The sequence below is a fragment of the Massilia orientalis genome, assembly GCF_030411975.2.
GTDB lineage: Bacteria > Pseudomonadota > Gammaproteobacteria > Burkholderiales > Burkholderiaceae_D > Telluria > Telluria orientalis.
This window is the reverse complement of the sequence record NZ_JASNRB020000002.1, coordinates 392584-412982: the sequence shown is the minus strand read 5'-3', so window position 1 is coordinate 412982 and position 20399 is coordinate 392584. Positions and strand designations below refer to the sequence as shown.

Genomic DNA, 20399 nt, shown 5'->3' with positions numbered 1-20399 from the left:
CGGGTCAGGCGCCCGCAAGCAGGTCCGCGTCGTCCGCGCTGAGGGCGCTTTCGATGGCGGCGATGGTGTGCTGGAGCTGGGCGAGTTCGAAGGGCTTGGGCAGCAGGGCGGCCGCGTGCGCGCCGGTGTCGACGTCGACGACGCCCTCGCCCGACGCGAGGATCACCCGCAATGACGGGTTGCCGGCGCACGCCCGTGTGGCCAGCACGTCGCCCTGCATGCCCGGCAAGTTCAGGTCGGTGAACAGCACGTCGACGGCGCCGTCCTGCAGCAGCGCGAGCGCCTGCTCGGCGGTGGCGGCGCCGCGGGCCGCGTAGCCGAGGGCCTCCAGGATCTCGCACGTGAGCAGGCGCGCGTCCGGGTCGTCTTCCACGACGAGGAACCGGAGCGGTCCGGTCCGCGCGGCCCCCGCGGGCTCGGCCGACGTACCTGACAGGACGGGCGCGCGCGCATCCAGGCGGGTGCGCAGGGTCAGCGCGAGCTGGGGCAGGGTGTAAGGCTTCGGCAGCAGCACGATGTCGGCCGGCATCCCGACGTCGAGCAGCGATGGGTCGATCGCGTGGCCGGACGTGAGCACGACCGCCATCCCGGGCGCGAACCGGGCGGCGTGGCGCACCAGGTCGGTGGCCGTCACCTGGCCGGGCATCGAGACGTCGCTGAACAGGAGGTCGATCGCGGCCCCGCTGTGCAGGATGTCGAGCGCCTGGTCGCCGCTGGCTGCCGTGAGCACGCGGTAGCCCAGGCCGGCGAGCATGTCGACGGTGACGACGCGGACGGCAGGATCGTCGTCGACGAGCAGGACGGTCTCGTGGCCGCCCGCCACCTGCGCGGCCGCGGCTTCGCGCGCGATCTCGTGCGCGCCGTCCACCCGCGGCAGTTCGACGACGATGGTGGTGCCCATGCCTTGCGCACTGTCGATCTGGATGGTGCCGCCGCTCTGGCGCACGAATCCGTACACCATGCTCATGCCGAGGCCCGTGCCCTTGCCGGCATCCTTGGTCGTGTAGAACGGATCGAACACGTGGGCCAGGACTTCGGGCGTCATGCCGCAACCGTCGTCCGTCACGGCCAACCCGACTACGTGGGCGCCGTCGGGGGCGATCCGGTTGGTCGCGGCGATGCGCAGGTTGCCGTTGCCGCCCATCGCGTCGCGGGCGTTGATCGCCATGTTCAGGACCGCGTTCTCGAACTGGTTGCGGTCCACGGCCGTGCTCCACAGGTCCGGGGCCACCTCGAACCTCAGGTTGACGCCGTCACCGAGCGCGCGCAGGAGCAGCGGCGCGATCTCGTCCAGCAGGCGTCCGAGATGCGTCACCTTCGGCTGCAGGTTCTGCTTGCGGCCGAACGCCAGCAGTTGCCGCGACAGGCGCGAGCCGCGCGTGACCGCCGCGAGCGCCTGCGCCACGCGCTCCTGCTGGCGCGCGCTCGCGGTCGCATCGCGCTCGACCAGCTGCAGGTTGCTGGAGATGATCTGCAGGACGTTGTTGAAGTCGTGCGCCACCCCGCTGGCCAGCTGCCCCACCGCCTCCATCTTCTGGGCGTGGCGCAGCGCACGCTCGGCCTTGATCCGCTCGGTCACCTCGTTGCTCACGGTGCGCTCGAGCGATTCGTTCAGGTCGCGCAACTGCGCCTCGACCCGGCGGCGTTCCGTCAGGTCGGTCGTGACCGCGATGATGGAGACGGGGTGGCCGGCGCTGTCCACGAGCCGGCTGATGCCGGTATGGCCCCACACTTCGCTGCCGTCCGCGCGCACGTAGCGCTTGTCGAGCGCGGCGATGCTACCCCCGGCGGCGACTTCCCGCGTCGCGGCGATGCTGGCGGCCACGTCGTCGGGATGGATGATGTCGCGGTACGTGAGGCCGAGCAGCGTCTGCGCGTCGCGCCCGAGCAGCCGGCACATGGCCTGGTTGACGCGCAGGAAGCGGCCGTCCAGGTCCGTCTCGGATATCCCCACCGATGCCTGCTCGAACACGGTCTGCAGCCGGCTTTCGCTGGCGCGCAGGGCCTGTTCCGTGAGCTTGCGGCCGGTGACGTCGAACGCGACACCCAGGTAGCGCGGCTCGCCCTGCCGGTCGGAGGTGACGCGCTGGCCCTGGCGTGCGATCCAGCGGCGTTCGCCCGTCACGCCATGGCGGATCGGGAATTCCGTGTAGACGAGGGGATCGGCCACGCGCCGGATCCGGTGCGCACCGCTGTGCTGTTGCCAGGACGGGTCCAGGAGGCCCAGCAGCAGGTCGTCGGTGACCGGGACGTCCGGGGCGATGCCCCACAGCCGGCGGTAGGTGTCGGACACGACCAGCGATTTGCGCAGCGGGTACCATTCGAACGTGCCGATGCCGCCCGCTTCCTGCGCGACGCGCAGCCGCTCGTCCGCCAGCGCGCGCGCCGTCACGTCGACGCCTTCGACGAGGATGCCGTAGGTAACCCCGTCCGCATTCTTCAGCGGCTGGTACATGAAGTCGACGATACGCCGCGCGCTGTCGTGTGTATCGGCTCCTTCCAGCATGACCACGACATCCTGCCCATGGTAGGCTTCTCCGCTCGCGTAGACGCGGTCGAGCAGGTCGACGAATCCCTGCGCCGCGACTTCGGGCAGCAGCTCGCGCACCGGAATGCCGTGCGGCGCGCGGCGTCCGATCAGCCGGTCGTAGGCGGCGTTCGTCAGTTCGAACCGGTGGTCGGGCCCAAGCAGCACTGCCATGAAGCTGGGCGAGCTCTGGAACAGGCTGCTGATGAACTGCATGTCGCCGGCGAGCTGCCGGTTGGCGATCTCGAGGCGCGCGCGCTGCGCAGCCAGTTCCGTATTCAGTGTGCGCAACTCGTCCGCCTGCGCGGCCCGCGCCCGCGCCGCCAGCACGCGGTCGGTGATCTCGATGACGGTCGCCAGCACGCCGCGGTGTGCGCCGCCGCCGGCACCGACCGGGGCGTAGTAGAGGTCGAACCACGCGTCGCGCGGCTGGCCGTCACGCGCGAGAACGAAGTGGGCGTTCTGGTAGACCTGCGGCTTGCCGGCCAGTCCCTCGGACAGCATCGCGCCGTTGAAATCCCAGGCCTCGGGCCAGGCGGCGCGCAGCGGCCCGCCCAGGATATGCGGATGCCTGTCGCCGCAGATGACCGCGTAGCCGTCGTTGTAGATCAGCGTGCCGGCCTCGCCCCACAGGAGCGCGGTCGGTGCCGGGTTCGCGAGGACGAGTTCGACGAGCGTGCGCAGGCCCTGGGGCCAGTCGGCGACAGGACCGAGCGGCGTCGCCGTCCAGTCCGCGTGGCGGAGCAGGGCGCCCGTTTCGCCACCGCCGGCGGGCCACTTGCAAACTTCCATGATCGGATCCTTTCGCAAGTTGCGCGGTGTCGAATGAATGAGGAATTTCGTCAAATTATATTGCAACGAAAAAATATCACCAACACTCACACAGACGCGCCGTCGGCAGTGCCCGATCCGCCCATGTGATCGGCGATCAGGACGCGGATGTCCGGGAACCTGGTCGGCTTCACGAGGTGGACGTCGAAGCCGGCGGCCCGGGTCCGGGTCCGCGTGCGGTCGTCGCCCCAGCCCGACACGGCGACCAGCAGGGGCTGCGGAACGGTAGCGCGGGCCCTGAGCAAGGAGGCGAATTCGTAACCGGACATGCAGGGCATACCGAGGTCGCAGAACACGACATGGGGAGAAAAGGCCGCCACCAGGTCGAGCCCGGCGTGCCCCGAGTAGGCGATCCTGGTCGGATAGCCCTCGGCCTCGAGCAGCCAGCCGAACATGTCGGCGGCATCGACATTATCGTCGATGACGACAATGCGCGCAGTGTTATCGGGGGACACGTCTACGATCCTGGAATGGCGGCGGACCGTAGTGCGGCGCGGGCGGGGGGCTGCGATGTGCAGGCAGGTCGACACGGTACCACGAATTGCCGGAACCGCCGGGAAGTATCATCGTTTGAATATCATGCAACTAACCGACATGGGGCGAAGCAGCAGCCGCGCCGGGCCGGACGGCCCCGTGTCGTCAGCGTAGCTTCCCGACGATATCCGGCCCCACCGCCAGCCTGACGAACGGCGCCGGCTCCTCCTCGCCCTTGCTGGCGATCCAGAACACGCTGGCCTTGCGGATCTTCCAGTCCTGCGCGGTCCCGGCAAAGATCAGCGACGCGACCTGGCCGAGCAGCGGCTGGTGCCCGACCACGACGACGGGATTCTTGTTGTCCGGCCAGCCGGCCGCTTCCAGGATGCGCTCCGCCGACGAGTCCGTGTTCAGCGCTTCCACGGTGATGAACTTGCGGCCCAGCGCCTGCGCCGTCTGCACGCAGCGCGCGGCGGGGCTGGACAGGATGCGGCAGTGCGACGGCAACTGGCGGTCGAGCCACGCGCCCACGCGCGACGCGTGGCGCGCACCCCTGGCCGTCAGCTCGCGCAACTGATCGCCCTGGCGGTCGGGCACGTGCGGCTCAGCCTCGGCGTGGCGCCACAGGATCAGTTCCATGGTCGTTCTCCTTGTTATGTCCGTGGGGGCTGCCTTGCGCGCCCAGCGTCTCCATCAGGAATTGCTGGGCGCTGAAGGCCGCCTGGCTGCCGCGTGCCTTGCGGCGCTTGTAGCGGCCGTCGCTGCCCAGTTCCCAGGCATTGACGTTGTCCTTCAAATAGACTTGCAGGCCCTCGCGCAGCACGCGCTTCTTGAGCGCCGGCGAGCGGACGGGGAAAGCCACTTCGACCCGGCGGAACAGGTTGCGGTTCATCCAGTCCGCGCTGCCCAGGTAGATGTCGTTCTTGAGATTGTTGCGGAAGTAGTAGACGCGCGTGTGTTCGAGGAAGCGGCCGACGATCGAGCGCACGCGGATGTTCTCCGACAGCCCCGGCACGCCGGGCCGCAGCGAGCACGCGCCGCGCACGATCAGGTCGATGCGCACGCCGTCCGCGGACGCTTCGTACAGCGCGCGGATCACGGATTCGTCGGTCAGCGAATTCATCTTGGCGATGATGCGCGCCGGCTTGCCTTCGCGCGCGATCGCCGCTTCCTGGCGGATCGCCTTGACGATTTCCTTCTGCAGCGTGAACGGCGCCAGCCACATCGCCGACAGCTGCGTGGGCCGCGTCATGCTCGTGAGGTGGATGAACACCTCGTTGACGTCGGCCGTGAGCTCCTCGTCCGACGTGAGCAGGCCGAAGTCCGTGTAGAAGCGCGCCGTCGTCGGGTTGTAGTTGCCCGTGCCGAGGTGGGCGTAGCGGCGCAGGCCGTCCGGTTCGCGGCGCAGCACGAGCGCCATCTTCGCGTGCGTCTTGAGGCCGACGACGCCGTACACGACCTGGGCGCCGGCTTCTTCCAGCCGCTCGGCCCAGTTGATGTTCGCCTCTTCGTCGAAGCGCGCCATCAGTTCGACGATGACGGTGACTTCCTTGCCGCGCAGGGCCGCGTTGATCAGCGAATCCATCAGCTCGGAATTCGAGCCGGCGCGGTAGATGGTCTGCTTGATCGCGACGACGTTCGGATCGGCCGCGGCGCAGCGCACGAAGTCGATCACGGGCTGGAACGACTGGTAAGGATGATGCAGCAGGATGTCCTGCTTGCGCAGCACGGAGAAGGTGTCGTGCGCGTTCACGAGCTTGGCCGGGAAGCCCGGCGAATAAGGCGTGAACTTCAGGTCCGGCCGGGCGTTGCTGTTGGCGATTTCCAGCAGGCGCCCCATATTGACGGGGCCATCCACCGTGAACAGGCGCGAGCGGTCGATCGAGAACTGGTCGAGCAGGAAGTCGGCCAGGTGCTTCGGGCAGCCGCGCGCGACTTCCAGCCGCACGGCGAAACCGTAGTTGCGGCTATGGAGTTCGCTCTGCAGTGCCTGGCGCAGGTTCTTCACTTCTTCCTCGTCCACCCACAGGTCGCTGTTGCGGGTGACGCGGAACTGCGAGTACGACACCACCTCGCGCCCCGTGAACAGGTCCGCCATGTGGGCCTGGATCACGGACGTGAGCAGGCAGAATGACGCGCCAGGCTTGTCGGACAGTTCGTCCGGCAGGCGGATGAGACGGGGCAGCACGCGCGGCGCCTTCATGATCGCGATGCCGGTGCCGCGCCCGAACGCATCCTTGCCGGCCAGTTCGACGATGAAGTTCAGGCTCTTGTTGATCACGCGCGGGAACGGGTGCGCGGGGTCGAGGCCAACTGGCGTGAGGAGCGGGCGCACTTCCTTGTCGAAGTACTGCTTGACCCACGCCTTCTGCGCCGCGTTGCGGTCCGAGCGGCGCAGCAGGTGGATGCCGTTCGCGGACAGCTGCGGCAGGATCTGGTCGTTCAGCAGCGCGTACTGGCGCGCGATGATCTGGCGGCATTCGTCGGCGGCGCCGTCCAGGTCGGCCTGGCCGGGCTCCGGGCCGCCGTGCGCCTGGTGCTGGGCGAGCAGGCTGGCGACGCGGACCTCGAAGAATTCGTCCAGGTTGCTGGAGACGATCGTCAGGAAGCGCAGGCGTTCGAGCAGCGGGACGGACGGATCTTCCGCGTTTTCGAGCACGCGCCGATTGAATTCGAGCAGCGACAGTTCGCGGTTGAGGAACAGGTGTGGGCTATCGGGCGGAAGCGCGGCAAGGGCCTCGTCCGTTTTTAACTTCATATCCATTTTTCGGGAATATTTCACTCGTGACAACGGAGTGTAGAAGCCGATTATGACAACATTGTGACAGAGAACGCTCGACAGCGTCGCCCCGTCACATTGCATGACCCGTCACACCGCGTCGAATGTAAAACCGGCGGGATAGCGATGGTAGCCGTCGAACTGGGATTTCCCGACCGGCACGCCGCCCTGGCGCGCGATCGCATACACCATCGAATAGTGAAAAAAGAAGTTGGGCACGGCATACATCTGATAGTACTCGGCGGCCGGCAGGTCCAGCTCCGCGAAGCCGGCCGTCGTGCGCACGCGCCGCGCGTCCATGCCGGCGAAATCCGCATCGGGGATCGCCGCCAGGTACGCCATCGTCCGTTCGAGCTCGCCGAAGACGCTGGGAAACGTCGACTCGTCGGCGCGGAACGAGACGATCTCGCGTCCCGCCAGCGGACAGGTGGCGCGCAAGGTAAACCCGATCGCGACCCGGGCCTGCTGCAGCAGCGGGAACATGTCCGGATGCAGGCGGCGGTCCGCAACGGTCCCGTCGAACGCCTCGACCTGCTTCAGGATGGCGTCCAGTTGCCTCAGGTAGTGCAGGAAGAGCCGGGTCGGCGCGACGGTCATACGACGGTCTCCCGCACGCGCCGGAGATCGTCGCGCGGCGGCCGTCCGAACATCCGGCTGTACTCGCGCGTAAATTGCGACGGGCTTTCGTAGCCCACCTGGTAGGCGACGGCCGCCACGTCGCAGCTGGCGGCCGCGAGGCGGGCGCGTGCCTCGTGGAGGCGGATCTGCTTCTGGTATTGCAGGGGGCTCAGCGACGTGAAATCCTTGAAGTGGCGGAACAGCGACGACGCGCTCATGCCGCTCACCGCTTCCAGTTGCTGCGTCGAGACGGGTTCGGCGTAATGCTGCTGCAGCCAGCGGATCGCGCGGCCGATGCGCGACGCGCGGCTGTCGGCCAGGCCCACCTCGCGCAGCATCGGGCCGTGCGGGCCGGAGAGCAGGCGCCACAGGATTTCCTTTTCCAGCAGCGGCCGCAGGATGCGCACGTCGTCCGGATGGTCGAGCAGGGTCACCAGGCGCCCGACGGCATCCAGCAGCTGGCTCGACGCCGCATGCACGGCCATCGGCGCCGCGGCCGGCGGCGCCTCGGCTTCCGCTTCGACGATCAGGCCCGCGATCTCGGCCGGGCGCAGCGTGAGCGCTACGCCGAGATACGGCTCGTCCTCGCTGGCGTGGGTCACCTGGCCCGTCGACGGCATCGTCAGCGACACGATCACGCAGTCGCCCGGACCATACTCGTAGGTGCGCCCGCCGATCGTCGAGCGCTTGCGGCCCTGCAGGATCAGCGCGAACATCGGCTCTTCGATGCCACTCATCGGCAAGGTCGGCGTCGTGACCGAACGCACCCGCAGCCCGGGCACGATGCAGTCCGGGCCCGTGCCGGCGTGGCGCATGGCGAGGTGGCGAAGGTCGTGGAGAGTCATCATGATGTCGTTCGTTCGTAAAGGCAGCAGATGTCATTACGGGACAGTGATCGTAACATGATCGACGCTGCCAAGACACATATGCATCTCTATGGCTGGCCGGCCGGGACGCCGCCGGCGAGGCGGCGCCACCACGGCCGCCGCGCCGGACGCTCGTACGCCTGGCCGGCGGGCACCGTGAGCGCGACGACCGTCCCACGTTCGGCTCCCGGTCCGATGTCGAGCCGCGCGCCGATCGCCGCCGCGCGCTCGCGCATGCCCGCGAGGCCCCAGTGGCCGGGCCGGGCGGCCTCGCGGATGCCGCGGCCGTCGTCGCGCACCCGCAGTTCGAACGCCTGCTCGCCGTAGGCCACCTCCAGCACGACCTCGTTCGCATGCGCGTGCCGGAACGCGTTCTGCAGCGCTTCGCGGGCGATGAAGCACGTCTCCTGGGCCACGTCGCGGCACAGGGTGCGGCGCTGGCCCTCCACGCGCACGTCGAAGCGCACGCCGAACTGCTCGCCGAGGATGTGGCCCAGCGGGACGACGGCGCCGACGAGGTCCTCGGCCGGCGCCGCCGCGCCGCGCAGCGCCGTCAGTTCGTCGCGGCCTTCGCGCAGCGCGTCGCGCGCCTGTTCGAGCGTGCGGTCGATCAGCGGACGGTCGGGGCAGTCCTGCGGCAGCCGGTCGCGCGCGTGCTCGAACAGCATCAACAGGGCCTGCACGGATTGCATCAGCGTGTCGTGCAAGGTGCGCGCGATGCGTTCGCGTTCGCTCGCGCGCTCCTGCAGCAGGCGGCGCAGCTGCAGCGTGACCCGGCGCAGCCGCAGCCGGTACAGCAGCCACGCCGCCAGCGCGAGGAGGGCGGCGCACAGCGCCTTGAACGGCGCGCCCTGCACGAACGTGGGCGCGATCGTGACGTCGAGCGCGGCGCCCGTCGGGTTCCACACGCCATCCTCGTTGGCGGCGCTGACGGTGAAGCGGTAGCGGCCAGGCCCCAGGCGCGTGTAATAGGCCGTGCGGCGCGGGCCGGCGTCGCGCCAGTCGTCGTCGACGCCTTCCAGTTTGTAGCGGAAGCGGACCCGCTCCGGCATCGTGAAGCTGGGGGCCGTGTAGGCGATCTGCAGGTCGCGCGTGCCGGCCGGCAGGATCAAGCCGCCCGTTGCATCGAGCGTGCGCCCGCCGGCGGTCACGCTCGTGATGTGCACGGGCGGCGCCAGCCGGTTGCGGGGCAGGCGGGCCGGGTCGATCCAGGCGGCGCCGTCGGTGCCGTACAGCCACAGGCGGCCGTCGGGCGTCTCCAGCAGGCTCGATTGGCCCGACCGGAACTGCGCGATGCCGGGATAGCCGTCGGTCGCGTCGAATAAATCGTAGGTTGTGATGGTGCGTGCCGGCGCTTTCAGGAAGCCGCGCCACTGCGCGGCCGGGATGCGGACGAGGCCACGGCTCCCGTTCAGCCACAGGTCGCCGTCGGCGCGCAGCAGCATGCCCGTGATGCCGGCGAGCGCCTGCGGGTCGGCCAGGCGGACCGGGACGAAGCGGCCGCCCGCCAGCATCGACAGGCCCTTGTCGCCGGCGGCCAGCAGCACGCCGCCGGCGTCGTACACGCGTCCCACGACGCCGACGTCGAGGCCGTCCGCCATGCCGTAGCGCCTGGTCTTCCCGTCGCGCAGGGCGACCACGGTGCTGTCGCGGTAGCCGAACCACAATGCGCCGCGGGTGCCACGCGCCATGCTCACCGGGAGCTCGTCGGGCAGGCCGAATGCACGCGCCGGCGCCCAGCGGCTGCCGTCCCAGCGGTACAGCCGGTCGTAGGCGAAGCCGGCCCACAGTCCCGTGCCGTCGTCGAGCATCGTGCGCACGCCGCCGTCCATGGCGGCCTGCGGCACGCTGTCCGGGAACGGGATGCGGCTCGTCGCGCCCCCCTTGCGCCGCTCGATGACGCCGCGGCGCGCGACCAGCAAGGCGCCGTCGCCGGCCGTGGCCAGTTCCTGCACGTCGCGCTCGCGCAGTTCGACGAGGCGGCTGCCGTCATGCATCCAGAGGCGCGGCTGGCGAACGTATTCGGCGCTGGTCCACAAGCGGCCGGTGTCGTCCAGGGCCATCGAGACGTTGGAATACCCTGGCGGCAGGCCGATCGACACGACGCGGTTGCGCCGGAGGCGGTCGACGCCGCGCCGCGTGCCGATCCAGACGTTGCCTTCGCGGTCCTCGAACATCGTCATCGCGTCGCCGCTGATCAGCCTCGCAGGCGCATGTTCGCCCGGACCGGTGCGCGGTTGCAGCACCTCGGAGCGCGCCAGCGCGTCCGGTCCCAGCCGGTAGAGTCCGTCCCCCGCATTCCACAGGTTGCCGTCACGGTCGAAGATGGCGTCGAACGAATACGACGTCGTCCACCAGTCGCGCGGCCGCGGCGGGGTGGCCAGGCGCTCGGGCAGGCGCGTGATCTTGTCCAGGTACCACAGCCACAGGTGTCCATCCGGGTCGGCCATGATGTTGAAATGCTGGCCCGTGAGGCCGGCCGGCACGAAGCGGTCGACGCCGGGGTCGCGATAGAACAGCGCGTTCTCGGTATTCACCCACAGGCGCCCGGAAGGATCGCGCCGCAGGCCTTCCGAGGTGCCGACGAGTCCCCAGTCCGCGCCGATCCTGCGCCAGCGGCTGCCTTCGAGCATGAACAGCCCCTTGCTCGTCGCGGCCCACGTGCGTCCGCGCTCATCCGCCACGACGGAGTAGACGCCGCCGGGCTCGTAACCGTCGGCTTCGGCATAGTGGCGCAGGCGGCCGCCGCGGTACACCGACAGGCCGTTGAAGCGGTACCCGATCCACAGCGCCCCGTCGGGAAACGCGCGCACCGTCGCGATCACGTTGGACAGCAGGGGCACGCCGCCCAGCGACCGGATGTGCTCGAAGCGGACGCCGTCGAAGCGGTACAGGCCGGACGGCGTGGCGAACCACATGAAGCCGTCCCGGTCCTGCGTCATCTCCCACACGTCGCCCGGCATGCCGTCCTTGCTCGTCCAGGCGTCGTGGTGCAGCTGGGCGATGGAAAGCGTGGGGTCGAGCGCGTGCGCGCTGCCGGACGACAGCGCGAGGAGGAACACGATAACGGAACGGAACATTGACCGGATTGTAAAGCACGCCGTGCCTGTGCGCCTATACGAACGGATACTGGCAATGGAGGAGGGGCGGGACTACCATGGCCTGGCCGGTGCACCACCAACCATCTTTTCATCCCTCCCAGAGGATCATCCCATGAGCAATCCAAAACTCGAAGTGCTGACGCCGCAGAACAGCCAGATCATCTTCATCGATCACCAGCCGCAGATGGCTTTCGGCGTGCAGTCCATCGACCGCCAGGTCCTGAAGAACAACACCGTCGGCCTCGCCAAGGCGGCCCGCACGTTCAACATCCCGACGACGATCACCACCGTCGAGACGCAAGGCTTCTCGGGCTATACTTACCCGGAACTGCTGGACGTGTTCCCGAACCAGCCCATCCTCGAGCGCACCTCGATGAACTCGTGGGACGACCAGAAAGTGCGCGACGCGCTGGCCGCCAACGGCCGCAAGAAGATCGTCGTCGCCGGCCTGTGGACGGAAGTCTGCAACACCACCTTCGCCCTGTGCGCGATGCTGGAAGGCGGCTACGAGATCTACATGGTGGCGGACGCCTCGGGCGGCACGAGCAAGGAAGCCCACGACTACGCCATGCAGCGCATGATCCAGGCCGGCGTCGTGCCGGTGACCTGGCAGCAGGTGCTGCTGGAGTGGCAGCGCGACTGGGCGCACAAGGACACCTATGACGCCGTGACCGGCATCGCCAAGGAGCATTCGGGCGCGTACGGCATGGGCATCGACTACGCGTACACGATGGTGCACAAGGCACCGCAACGCGGCACCACCAGCCACGAAACGCTGGCGCCGGTACCGGCACGCTGATTTTTCGCGCGCGCCGGCCATCCCGGTGCGTGCGTCCGCGGCTCCGGCGCCTATCCGCGCCGGGGCCGCTCCCGCCATTCATCCACAGGGGGATGCATGAAGTTCTACCTGGTTTCCTTGGCAGTCGGCCTGCTGGTCGGCTGCATCTATGCATTGCTGGGGGTCCGTTCCCCCGCGCCGCCGGCGATCGCGCTGATCGGCCTGTTCGGCATGCTCGTGGGCGAGCAGGCCGTGCCCATCGCCAAGCGCCTGATCTCGGGCGAGCCCGTCACCGTGTCCTGGTTCCGCAGCGAGTGCGTGACCCGCATCAGCGGCGTGACGCCGCCCCCGCCCGCACCGGCGGACAACAAGGCTGGCCATGATCGCGCAGCCTGACGGCAGCCAGCCGGTGCTCGTGGTGGACGACGACGACACCGTCCGCACCGGCATGCTAGGCCTGCTGCGCGCGGCCGGCTACGCGGCCGAGGGCTACCCGAGCGCGGCGGCCGCGCTGGACGCCTGCGACCCCGTGCACGCCCACTGCGCCGTGCTCGACATCCACATCGGCGAGCCGGACGGCTTCGCGCTGGGACAAAGCCTGCGCGCGCTGGCGCCGAGCCTGCCCGTCATCTTCATCACTGGCGACGACGACCCCGCGCTCGTGCACCGCGCGGGCGTGGTCGGCGCGCTGACGCTGCTGCTCAAGCCGGTCGACGCCGACTGCCTGCTGGCGCTGATCGATTCGATCCCGGTGCCGCCGGACGCCGTCCGGTGACGGCGGCCCCTCCGCACAACCCGGTGTTTTCCGCTATGCTTGCGTCTGCAACAGACGAGGAGGCAGGCATGGGCGAGCGGATGGTGATGGTGGTGGACGACGATGCGAACGTGCGTTCCGGCCTCGAGGACCTGCTCGAGGCGGAGGGGTACGACGTACGCGCGTTCGCCGACGCGGCCGACTTCCTCGTGCAGCCGGCGCCGCCGGTGCCGGCCTGCCTGATCCTCGACATGCAGATGCCGCAGCTGGACGGCATGAGCGTACTGCAGCACATGGCCGAGCGCCACCTGGCGCTGCCCGTCATCTTCCTGACCGGCCACGGCACCATCCCGCTGTCCGTGGCCGCGATGAAGGCCGGCGCCAACGAATTCCTCACCAAGCCCGTCGATCCGGACGCGCTGCTGGCCGCCGTCGACGAGGCGCTGGCCAGCGACGCGAGCCGCATCGCGCAGCGCCGCGAAGCGGACGAACTGGCGCGCCGCCATGCCCAGCTCACGCCGCGCGAGCGCGAGGTGTTCGGCCTCGCCATCGGCGGATTGTTGAACAAGCAGATCGCGGACGAAATGGGTATCAGCGAGATCATGGCCAAGGTCCACAAGCGCAACCTGATGCAGAAGATGCAGACGCGCACCCTGGCCGAACTGGTGCGCATGGCCGAGAAGCTCGGCATCGCGAGCGTGCGCAGCCGCTGAGCCTACCTGTCGACCGGCGTCGCGACCACCGCGCCGTCCGGGCCGAGCTCGAACGTCACGCGGGCGTTCTTGAACAACATCCTCCGGAAGATCGACCTGTTCAGGTACGCCGGGGTGCCGTAATCCGCGGGCGCTTCAATGTCCTCAAGTCCGTATTTTTCCATGACGCCGACCGTGGCCGTCCACCATTCGGTATCGTAGTGGACGGGTTGGGCCCCGAGCAGGACGAGCGCGCCGTCGAATCCGATTTCCTTGAAGTACGCTGTCTCCAGGTCGCGCACGTCCGCGACCGTCGAGTAGCGCCTGAGCGCCGCGACGGCGAACCTTGCGTAGGGATCGGGGTCGGGCCGCATCGCCAGCGCGACCTGTTTGCGGTACTCGTCCAGCACTTCGGTGAATTCCCAGGCCTGCACGCCGCCATGCCACATCACGACACTGTCGGGCGCGATGATCTTGTGCCTGCCGGCGGCGAATACGTAATTGGCGCAGGCGGACGCGCAGAAGAAATTGACCCGCACGTCCGCATGTTTCTGTCGCACCCACCTGCCCAGCTTGATGCCGGCGTCGAGAATGCCACCAAGCGAGGAAATGGACAGCTGCGTCACCGGTTTGTCGTCGTTCGAGCGGATGAATTCGTCGACCGCCTTGACCGTCAACGGGCCAGTGTAGCGGACCTCGTCGGCGGCTGCCGGCAGGGATGCGAGACACGACGCAGCGGCGCAGATCGCGATGCGCCGGAACAGGGAAAGAGGGACCATGCCGGTGTTGGATATCGATAACATATCCGATTGTACCGGCAGCGGCGGCCTGGAGGCTCACACAATGTCACGTGATCCGGCGCGGGGCCGGACCACGTTCACACGTCAACCCTTGATGAAGGCGAGGATGTCGGCGTTGATCACGTCCGCATGCGTCGTCGGCATCCCGTGCGGGAAACCTTTATAGGTCTTCAGCGTACCTTTCTGCAGCAGCTTGGCGGACAGCACGCCGGAGTCGGCGTACGGCACGATCTGGTCGTCGTCGCCGTGCTGGACCAGCACCGGCAGCGTGATCTTCCTGAGGTCCGCCGTGAAGTCGGTCTGCGAGAACGCGACGACGCCGTCGTAATGGGCCTTGGCGCCGCCCATCATCCCCTGGCGCCACCAGCTCTGGATGATGCCTTCCTGCGGCTTCACGCCCGGGCGGTTGAAGCCGTAGAACGGGCCGGACGGCAGGTCGCGGTAGAACTGCGCGCGGTTCGTCGCGACCTGCTGCTGGATGCCGTCGAACACGTCCTTCGGCAGGCCGCCCGGGTTCGCCGCGGTCTTGACCATGATCGGCGGCACGGCCGCGATCAGCACGGCTTTCGACGCGCGCGACTGGCCGTGGCGGGCCAGGTAGCGCACGACTTCGCCACCGCCCGTCGAGTGGCCGACGTGGATCGCACCTTTCAGGTCCAGGTGTTCGACGACGGCCGCGAGGTCGTCCGCGTAGTGGTCCATGTCGTGACCGGAGCCGACCTGCGTGGAACGGCCGTGGCCGCGGCGGTCATGCGCGATCACGCGGAAGCCGCGCTGCACGAAGTACATCATCTGCGAATCCCAGTCGTCGGAGCTCAGCGGCCAGCCGTGCGAGAACACGATCGGCGTGCCGCTGCCCCAGTCCTTGTAGAAGATGTCCACGCCGTCCTTCGTGCGTACGTAGCTCGACGTCATGCGGGCAGCGCCGCCCTTCGCCTCGGTCGCGGCCTGGGCCGGGCCGGCGGCAGCCATCATGGCCAGGGGCAGCGCGGCGGCGCCGCCCAGCATGCTGCGGCGTTTGGCGTTCATATCGTTCATATCGTTCATATCGTTTTTCCTTTCGTTTGGTGTTGTTGTGATGAACCGATGTTCCGTCGCTACGATGCCCGATGCGAGCGCTAAAAACCACTCGCCGGAATGCAGGGATTACGCTGCCGCCGGTGCCGCTTCCAGTGCCGGCCAGTCCAGCAGCACGAGCCACGCGAGCAGCACGAGCGCCGGCACGAAGCACCAGAATCCGAACGCCATCCACGCCATGCCGCCCGCGACGCAGCCGAGCGCGAACGCGAGCACGGGCCAGAAGAACTTCACGAAGCGCGCCTTGACGGCCGGCGTGGCGCGGCCCGTGGCCAGGTCCGTCATGTCGATCAGGAGTTCCGTCACGTTGCCGGTCATGACCGTGGTGGGCGCGATGCGGCCCAGCTGCAGCTTGCCGACGGCGTTCTGCACGCCCATCGCCGCGGCGCCCAGCATGCCGGTCACGAGGACCAGCGGCGCTTCCGGACCGGCCAGCGGCGACGCCGCCAGGCCCGCGATCGTGAACAGCGCCAGCAGCACGAACTGCATGCCCAGCAGCGGACGGGCCGGATTGTCGCCCAGGCGCGCGCAGCGCACGTCCATCAGGCGCGCCACGACGACGCCGGCCGCGAACGCGGGAATCGCGAGGAATTTCAACGGCAGCACGCCGGCGTGCGACGGCCGCGCGAGTTCGCTGCCGATGAGGACGAAGTTGCCCGTCACGTGCGCCGTGAACAGGCCGAACAGGCCGACGAACGCGGACGTGTCGATGTAGCCGGCCAGCAGGCCGAGGCCGACGCCGAGCGTCAGGTCACTGGGTTTCATGGACATGGTCTCTCCTCAGAACGCAAAACAGCTGCAGCCGAACGCGCCCCAGAACGCGCTGAAATCCGACACCGGCACGTCCGACTTGCGCGCGCGGTCGTGCGCATGCGCGTGGACGGAGCACGCGCCGCGGCACTGGTGCGGCAGTGTCGCGGCGACCGGTTGCTGGACGGGGCGGTAGTGGCCCGGCACCTTCGCCACGGGCGACCACTCGGGCAGCACGGGAATCGTGGGCGGCGCGAGCTTGTCGAACGCGCCCTGGCCGAACACGATGCGGCCGCCCACGACGGTCAGCACGGATTCGATGGCCTTGATCGCGTCCTCGTCCACGCGGAAGTAGTCGGCGGACAGCACGGCCAGGTCGGCCAGCATGCCTGACTGGATGCGGCCCTTCAGCCCCTGCTCGCTGGAGAACCAGGCACTGCCCGCGGTCCACAGTTCCAGTGCGGTGTGGCGGTCGAGGCGCGACCCCGTATCGTACAGGCGCAGGCCGCCGACGGTGCGGCCGGAGACGAGCCAGTACAGCGCCGTCCATGGGTTGTAGCTGGCCACGCGGGTGGCATCCGTGCCGGCGCCGACGGGCACGCCGGCGTCCAGCATGCGCTTGATCGGCGGCGTCGATTCGGCCGCCTTCGCACCGTAGCGGTCGACGAAGTATTCGCCCTGGAAGGCCATCCGGTGCTGGATCGCGATGCCGCCGCCCAGCGCTTTCACGCGCTCGATGTTGCGCGGGGTAATGGTCTCGGCGTGGTCGAACATCCAGCGCAGGCCGTTGAACGGGATCTCGCGGTCGACTTTTTCGAACACGTCCAGCATGCGCGAGATGGATTCGTCGTACGTCGCGTGCAGGCGGAACGGCCAGCGGCTCGACACGAGGTGGCGCACCACTTGCTCGAGTTCATCCTCCATGCCGGCCGGCAGGTCCGGGCGCGGTTCCAGGAAGTCTTCGAAGTCGGCGGCGGAAAACACGAGCATCTCGCCGGCGCCGTTGTGGCGGTACCAGTCGGTGCCCTGGCCCGGCGTCACCATCTCCGTCCACGTCTTGAAGTCGTCGAGTTCCTTGCCCTTGTTCTGCGTGAACAGGTTGTAGGCGATGCGGATGGTCAGCTGGTCTTGCGCGGCCAGTTGTTCGACGACCTGGTAATCCTCGGGATAATTCTGGAAACCGCCGCCCGCGTCGATCGCGCTCGTGAGGCCGAGGCGGTTCAGTTCGCGCATGAAGTGGCGGGTCGAATTGATCTGCTGCTCCAGCGGCAGCTTCGGGCCTTTCGCCAAGGTCGCGTACAGGATCATCGCGTTCGGGCGCGCGATCAGCATGCCGGTCGGGTTGCCGGCGGCGTCGCGCACGATTTCTCCGCCCGGCGGGTTCGGCGTCGTCTTGTCGTAGCCGACGGCGCGCAGCGCGGCGCGGTTGAGCAGGGCGCGGTCGTACAGGTGCAATACGAACACGGGCGTGTCGGGCGCCGCCGCGTTGAGTTCTTCCAGGGTCGGCATGCGCCGTTCCGCGAACTGGAATTCGTTCCAGCCGCCGACCACGCGCACCCACTGCGGGTTCGGGGTGCGGTCGGCCTGCTCCTTCAGCATGCGCAGCGCGTCGGCCAGCGACGGCACGCCTTCCCAGCGCAGCTCGAGGTTGTAATTCAGGCCGCCGCGGATCAGGTGCAGGTGCGAGTCGTTCAGGCCCGGGATGACGGTGTGGCCGTCCAGGTCGATCACGCGGGTCGTGTCGCCGCGGTGGCGCATGACGTCGGCGGCGTCACCCACGGCGACGAAGCGGCCGTCGGCGATGGCGACGGCGTCCGCCTGCGGGTTGGACCGGTCCAGCGTGTGGAAGCGGCCGTTGGTGAGGATCAGGTCGGCGATGGCGGGTAGGTTCATGGTTTCCTCCAGAATGTAAATATATTACTGCGCGCGGCTGTACTGCAACGGCGACAGGCCCGTGCTGCGGCGGAAGCTGCGGCAGAAATGGCTCTGGTCGGCGAAATGCAGCAGCATGGCGATTTCGCACACGCTGTGGCGGCGGTCCAGCAGCAGCCGGCGCGCGTGCTCGATGCGGCGCCGCATCAGGTAGCGCATGGGCGGGTCGCCCGTCGTGGCGCGGAACAGGCGCGAAAAATAATGGCGCGACAGGCCCGCGTGGCCGGCCAGGTCCGTCAGGGTGAGCGGCTCGGTCAAGTGGTCGTCGATGTAACGGCAGACACGTATCACGGGGGCGGGATTCTCAGGCATGGTCGCGGCTTTCCGAGGGTGGCACGACACTGGCGATGCTGCGCACGGGCAGCACGACGCGGAACAGCGCGCCGTGCGGCTCGGCGGCCGTGTATTCGATGCGGCCGCCGTGCGCCTCGACGATGGCGCGGCTGATCGACAGCCCGACGCCCGTGCCGTGCGGCTTGGTCGAATACAGGGCGTCGAAGATGCGCTCGCGGTCGGCCGGCGCGATGCCGGGGCCGTTGTCGCGCACGCGCAGCTCGACCAGCGCGGGGCCGGCCGGCACGGATTCCAGCACGATGCGGCGCGGCCGGTCGCTGACACAAGCCAGCGCCTCGATCGCGTTCAGCAGCAGGTTGATGAGCACCTGCTGGATCTGGGCGCGGCTGGCGTGGATCTGGCGTTCCGGCAGCAGCAGGCGCGTCTCCAGCTGCACGTTCTGGCGCACCATCAGTGCGCGCAGCAGTTGCGCCACTTCGCCGACCGCCGTGTCGAGTGCGAACATGCTGGCGGCTTCGCCCTCGCGCCGCGCGAGGCCGCGCACGCTGCGCACGATGTCGCCGGCCTGGCGGCCGCAGGCCGTGATCTGTTCCAGCGCTTCCAGCGCGCGCGTCGTGTCGGGCTGGCCGCGGCGCAGCCAGCGCCGGGCGGCCGCCGCGTGCAGCAGGATCGCGGCCAGCGGCTGGTTGACTTCGTGCGCGATCGTGATGCCGAGTTCGCCGACCGTGCCGGCGCGGGCGGCGCGCGTCTGCTGGTCGTGGTCGGGCGCGGCGGGCGTCGCGTCCCAGGCCTGCATCAGGTCGCGCACGCGGCCGTGCGCGCCCCAGTCGCGCCAGGCGTCCAGCGCGAGCTTGCGGTAGCCCGGCAGCGCGCCGGCAAGGCCGTTGCGGGCGCACAGGCCGGCGGCGCCTTCCCAGGCCAGTGCGGCAATCCACGCCTGGCCGGCCGACTGGGCCTGCGCGGCCGCGCGTTCGTAGGCGGTGAGCGCCCGGCCGGCCCCCGCGGCATCCTGTTCGACCGCGAGCGCGAGCGGCGCCATCGCGCCGGCGACATCGGGCGCGCGCCGGGCCCAGGCCTGCAGGGCGCGGCGATGGACGCGCAGCGCGGCCGTGGCGCCCGGCACATGGTCGAGCCGCGCCAGCGTCAGCGCACCGAACAGGTGATACGGCAGCAGCTCGCATGGGGGCGTGAGCGGCGTGACGAGCTGGCGGGCGGCGGCCAGCGCCGCACGCGCGGCGCCCGTGTCGCCGCGCAGCCACGCGGCCTGCAGGCTGCCGAGCCAGCACCCGAACTGCATGGCGTCGGCGGGCACCGTCGGCAGGTATGGCGTGCGCGGGCCGTCCGCAAGCATGCGGAACAGGGCGATGCGGCTGTCCAGCTGGCTGGTGGCGACGGAAACGTTGCCAAACGGGACCGACTGACGGACGGCGTCGGCGTAATGGAGCAGCTCTGCCAGCGGCGCGCCGCACAGCAGGCGCACGCCCGTCCACAGCACGGCGTTGCGGGCCAGCGTGTCCGGGCGGCCGGCTTCCAGGCGGCAGGCCTCGGCCTGCAGCAGCGCCGCTTCGCGCAGCGGTGCGCAGCGGGACAGGATGAGCGTGGCATGGGCGCGCAGCACGGCGCCGGCGACGGCGCGCGCATCGTCATGGCGGGCGCGCACGGCGCAGGCGTCGGCCAGCAGCATGGCGCGGCGGCCGCCCCGGAAGCGGTCGAGCGCGACGGCCGCCAGCAGCACGGCGGCCAGCAAGGTCGCATCACGCGGGCCGTCCAGCAGCGCGCGCCGGATCTCCGCTTCGATCAGCGCGCCGGGCAGGCGGCCGGCGTTGAAGGCATCCTGCAGCGCGTTGGCGAGCAGCGGGTCGGCGGCCAGCACGGGGGCGTCGGCCAGCGTGGGCATGCCGGCGGCGCACAGCAGCTGCCAGGCGCGCCGGCAGGCGGCGATATGGGGCTCGGACGCCGCGGCGCCGGCGTCGAGCGGGGCGGGCGGGGCACAAGCAGGTTCGTTAGGTACGGTCGTTCGATTCATCTGCGCGCTCAAGAGTGCAGCCGGCGGGAATTGGGCCGGAGCTGAACCAGTATCGCGGCCTTGTAGGACAATCCCCTCATACGAAAGGATGATCGATGCG

General features: G+C 69.3%; 17 protein-coding genes. 4 read left to right on the top strand and 13 right to left on the bottom strand.

What is annotated here, in order from left to right; translation table 11 throughout:
- Nucleotides 1–4: 4 nt before the first annotated feature.
- The 7 genes from QPK29_RS03910 to QPK29_RS03880 all read right to left on the bottom strand — a co-directional run bounded on the left by QPK29_RS03910 (nucleotide 5) and on the right by QPK29_RS03880 (nucleotide 11175).
- Nucleotides 5–3319, bottom strand: a complete 3315-nt coding sequence (locus QPK29_RS03910) for a hybrid sensor histidine kinase/response regulator (protein WP_371769571.1) — start codon at nucleotides 3317–3319, stop codon at nucleotides 5–7.
- Nucleotides 3320–3405: 86 nt separating this feature from the next.
- Nucleotides 3406–3813 (bottom strand): response regulator, encoded by a 408-nt coding sequence (locus tag QPK29_RS03905; protein WP_371769572.1) that lies wholly within the window; start codon nucleotides 3811–3813, stop codon nucleotides 3406–3408.
- 184 nt (nucleotides 3814–3997) lie between these two features.
- On the bottom strand, nucleotides 3998–4471 hold the full coding sequence (locus QPK29_RS03900; RefSeq protein WP_371769573.1) for a SixA phosphatase family protein: 474 nt from the start codon (nucleotides 4469–4471) through the stop codon (nucleotides 3998–4000).
- Nucleotides 4437–6590 (bottom strand): polyphosphate kinase 1, encoded by a 2154-nt coding sequence (ppk1, locus tag QPK29_RS03895; protein ID WP_371769574.1) that lies wholly within the window; start codon nucleotides 6588–6590, stop codon nucleotides 4437–4439. Before ppk1 ends, QPK29_RS03900 begins: the two co-directional genes overlap by 35 nt.
- Before the next feature lie 111 nt (nucleotides 6591–6701).
- On the bottom strand, nucleotides 6702–7208 hold the full coding sequence (locus QPK29_RS03890; protein ID WP_371769575.1) for a DUF1993 domain-containing protein: 507 nt from the start codon (nucleotides 7206–7208) through the stop codon (nucleotides 6702–6704).
- Entirely contained in the window at nucleotides 7205–8077 is an 873-nt protein-coding gene (locus tag QPK29_RS03885) for an AraC family transcriptional regulator (protein WP_056131153.1), read from the bottom strand. Before QPK29_RS03885 ends, QPK29_RS03890 begins: the two co-directional genes overlap by 4 nt.
- Nucleotides 8078–8163: 86 nt before the next feature.
- Entirely contained in the window at nucleotides 8164–11175 is a 3012-nt protein-coding gene (locus QPK29_RS03880; protein WP_371769576.1) for a sensor histidine kinase, read from the bottom strand.
- Between the two features lie 133 nt (nucleotides 11176–11308).
- On the opposite strand from QPK29_RS03880, the gene QPK29_RS03875 reads away from it, so the two are divergent.
- The 4 genes from QPK29_RS03875 to QPK29_RS03860 all read left to right on the top strand — a co-directional run bounded on the left by QPK29_RS03875 (nucleotide 11309) and on the right by QPK29_RS03860 (nucleotide 13441).
- Nucleotides 11309–11995, top strand: a complete 687-nt coding sequence (locus tag QPK29_RS03875) for a hydrolase (protein WP_056131159.1) — start codon at nucleotides 11309–11311, stop codon at nucleotides 11993–11995.
- Between the two features lie 96 nt (nucleotides 11996–12091).
- Complete coding sequence (locus QPK29_RS03870; RefSeq protein ID WP_160409902.1) at nucleotides 12092–12370, top strand: XapX domain-containing protein; 279 nt, start codon at nucleotides 12092–12094, stop codon at nucleotides 12368–12370.
- Nucleotides 12354–12749 carry a response regulator gene (locus QPK29_RS03865; protein WP_371769577.1) on the top strand — a complete coding sequence of 132 codons (396 nt, stop codon included), beginning with the start codon at nucleotides 12354–12356 and terminating at the stop codon, nucleotides 12747–12749. The genes QPK29_RS03870 and QPK29_RS03865 overlap by 17 nt, the downstream gene beginning before the upstream one ends.
- A 68-nt stretch (nucleotides 12750–12817) precedes the next feature.
- Nucleotides 12818–13441 (top strand): response regulator transcription factor, encoded by a 624-nt coding sequence (locus QPK29_RS03860; protein WP_371769578.1) that lies wholly within the window; start codon nucleotides 12818–12820, stop codon nucleotides 13439–13441.
- Nucleotides 13442–13443: 2 nt separating this feature from the next.
- Here the strand turns inward: QPK29_RS03860 and QPK29_RS03855 are convergent, their stop codons facing one another.
- The 6 genes from QPK29_RS03855 to QPK29_RS03830 form a co-directional block, all read right to left on the bottom strand.
- Nucleotides 13444–14199: a hypothetical protein gene (locus QPK29_RS03855; RefSeq protein ID WP_400189724.1), complete on the bottom strand. Its 756-nt coding sequence runs from the start codon at nucleotides 14197–14199 to the stop codon at nucleotides 13444–13446.
- A gap of 105 nt (nucleotides 14200–14304) precedes the next feature.
- On the bottom strand, nucleotides 14305–15135 hold the full coding sequence (locus tag QPK29_RS03850) for an alpha/beta fold hydrolase (RefSeq protein WP_371769835.1): 831 nt from the start codon (nucleotides 15133–15135) through the stop codon (nucleotides 14305–14307).
- A 231-nt stretch (nucleotides 15136–15366) separates the two neighbouring features.
- Nucleotides 15367–16068 (bottom strand): YoaK family protein, encoded by a 702-nt coding sequence (locus QPK29_RS03845; RefSeq protein WP_371769580.1) that lies wholly within the window; start codon nucleotides 16066–16068, stop codon nucleotides 15367–15369.
- 9 nt (nucleotides 16069–16077) lie between these two features.
- A complete protein-coding gene (locus QPK29_RS03840; RefSeq protein ID WP_371769581.1) occupies nucleotides 16078–17940 on the bottom strand; it encodes an amidohydrolase in 1863 nt (620 codons plus the stop codon).
- A gap of 24 nt (nucleotides 17941–17964) precedes the next feature.
- Entirely contained in the window at nucleotides 17965–18291 is a 327-nt protein-coding gene (locus QPK29_RS03835; RefSeq protein WP_371769582.1) for a helix-turn-helix domain-containing protein, read from the bottom strand.
- Nucleotides 18284–20299, bottom strand: coding sequence for an ATP-binding protein (locus QPK29_RS03830; protein ID WP_371769583.1), 2016 nt, complete (start codon nucleotides 20297–20299; stop codon nucleotides 18284–18286). The genes QPK29_RS03835 and QPK29_RS03830 overlap by 8 nt, the downstream gene beginning before the upstream one ends.
- Between the last annotated feature and the right edge of the window lie 100 nt (nucleotides 20300–20399).

Excerpts from the sequence above, each read along its gene's own strand:
- QPK29_RS03910 (WP_371769571.1), bottom strand. The coding sequence starts at position 3,319 with ATGGAAGTTTGCAAGTGGCCCGCCGGCGGTGGCGAAACGGGCGCCCTG.
- QPK29_RS03900 (WP_371769573.1), bottom strand. The coding sequence starts at position 4,471 with ATGGAACTGATCCTGTGGCGCCACGCCGAGGCTGAGCCGCACGTGCCC.
- ppk1 (WP_371769574.1), bottom strand. The coding sequence starts at position 6,590 with ATGAAGTTAAAAACGGACGAGGCCCTTGCCGCGCTTCCGCCCGATAGC.
- QPK29_RS03890 (WP_371769575.1), bottom strand. The coding sequence starts at position 7,208 with ATGACCGTCGCGCCGACCCGGCTCTTCCTGCACTACCTGAGGCAACTG.
- QPK29_RS03885 (WP_056131153.1), bottom strand. The coding sequence starts at position 8,077 with ATGATGACTCTCCACGACCTTCGCCACCTCGCCATGCGCCACGCCGGC.
- QPK29_RS03880 (WP_371769576.1), bottom strand. The coding sequence starts at position 11,175 with ATGTTCCGTTCCGTTATCGTGTTCCTCCTCGCGCTGTCGTCCGGCAGC.
- QPK29_RS03875 (WP_056131159.1), top strand. The coding sequence starts at position 11,309 with ATGAGCAATCCAAAACTCGAAGTGCTGACGCCGCAGAACAGCCAGATC.
- QPK29_RS03870 (WP_160409902.1), top strand. The coding sequence starts at position 12,092 with ATGAAGTTCTACCTGGTTTCCTTGGCAGTCGGCCTGCTGGTCGGCTGC.
- QPK29_RS03865 (WP_371769577.1), top strand. The coding sequence starts at position 12,354 with ATGATCGCGCAGCCTGACGGCAGCCAGCCGGTGCTCGTGGTGGACGAC.
- QPK29_RS03860 (WP_371769578.1), top strand. The coding sequence starts at position 12,818 with ATGGGCGAGCGGATGGTGATGGTGGTGGACGACGATGCGAACGTGCGT.
- QPK29_RS03855 (WP_400189724.1), bottom strand. The coding sequence starts at position 14,199 with ATGGTCCCTCTTTCCCTGTTCCGGCGCATCGCGATCTGCGCCGCTGCG.
- QPK29_RS03850 (WP_371769835.1), bottom strand. The coding sequence starts at position 15,135 with ATGACGTCGAGCTACGTACGCACGAAGGACGGCGTGGACATCTTCTAC.
- QPK29_RS03845 (WP_371769580.1), bottom strand. The coding sequence starts at position 16,068 with ATGTCCATGAAACCCAGTGACCTGACGCTCGGCGTCGGCCTCGGCCTG.
- QPK29_RS03840 (WP_371769581.1), bottom strand. The coding sequence starts at position 17,940 with ATGAACCTACCCGCCATCGCCGACCTGATCCTCACCAACGGCCGCTTC.
- QPK29_RS03835 (WP_371769582.1), bottom strand. The coding sequence starts at position 18,291 with ATGCCTGAGAATCCCGCCCCCGTGATACGTGTCTGCCGTTACATCGAC.
- QPK29_RS03830 (WP_371769583.1), bottom strand. The coding sequence starts at position 20,299 with ATGAATCGAACGACCGTACCTAACGAACCTGCTTGTGCCCCGCCCGCC.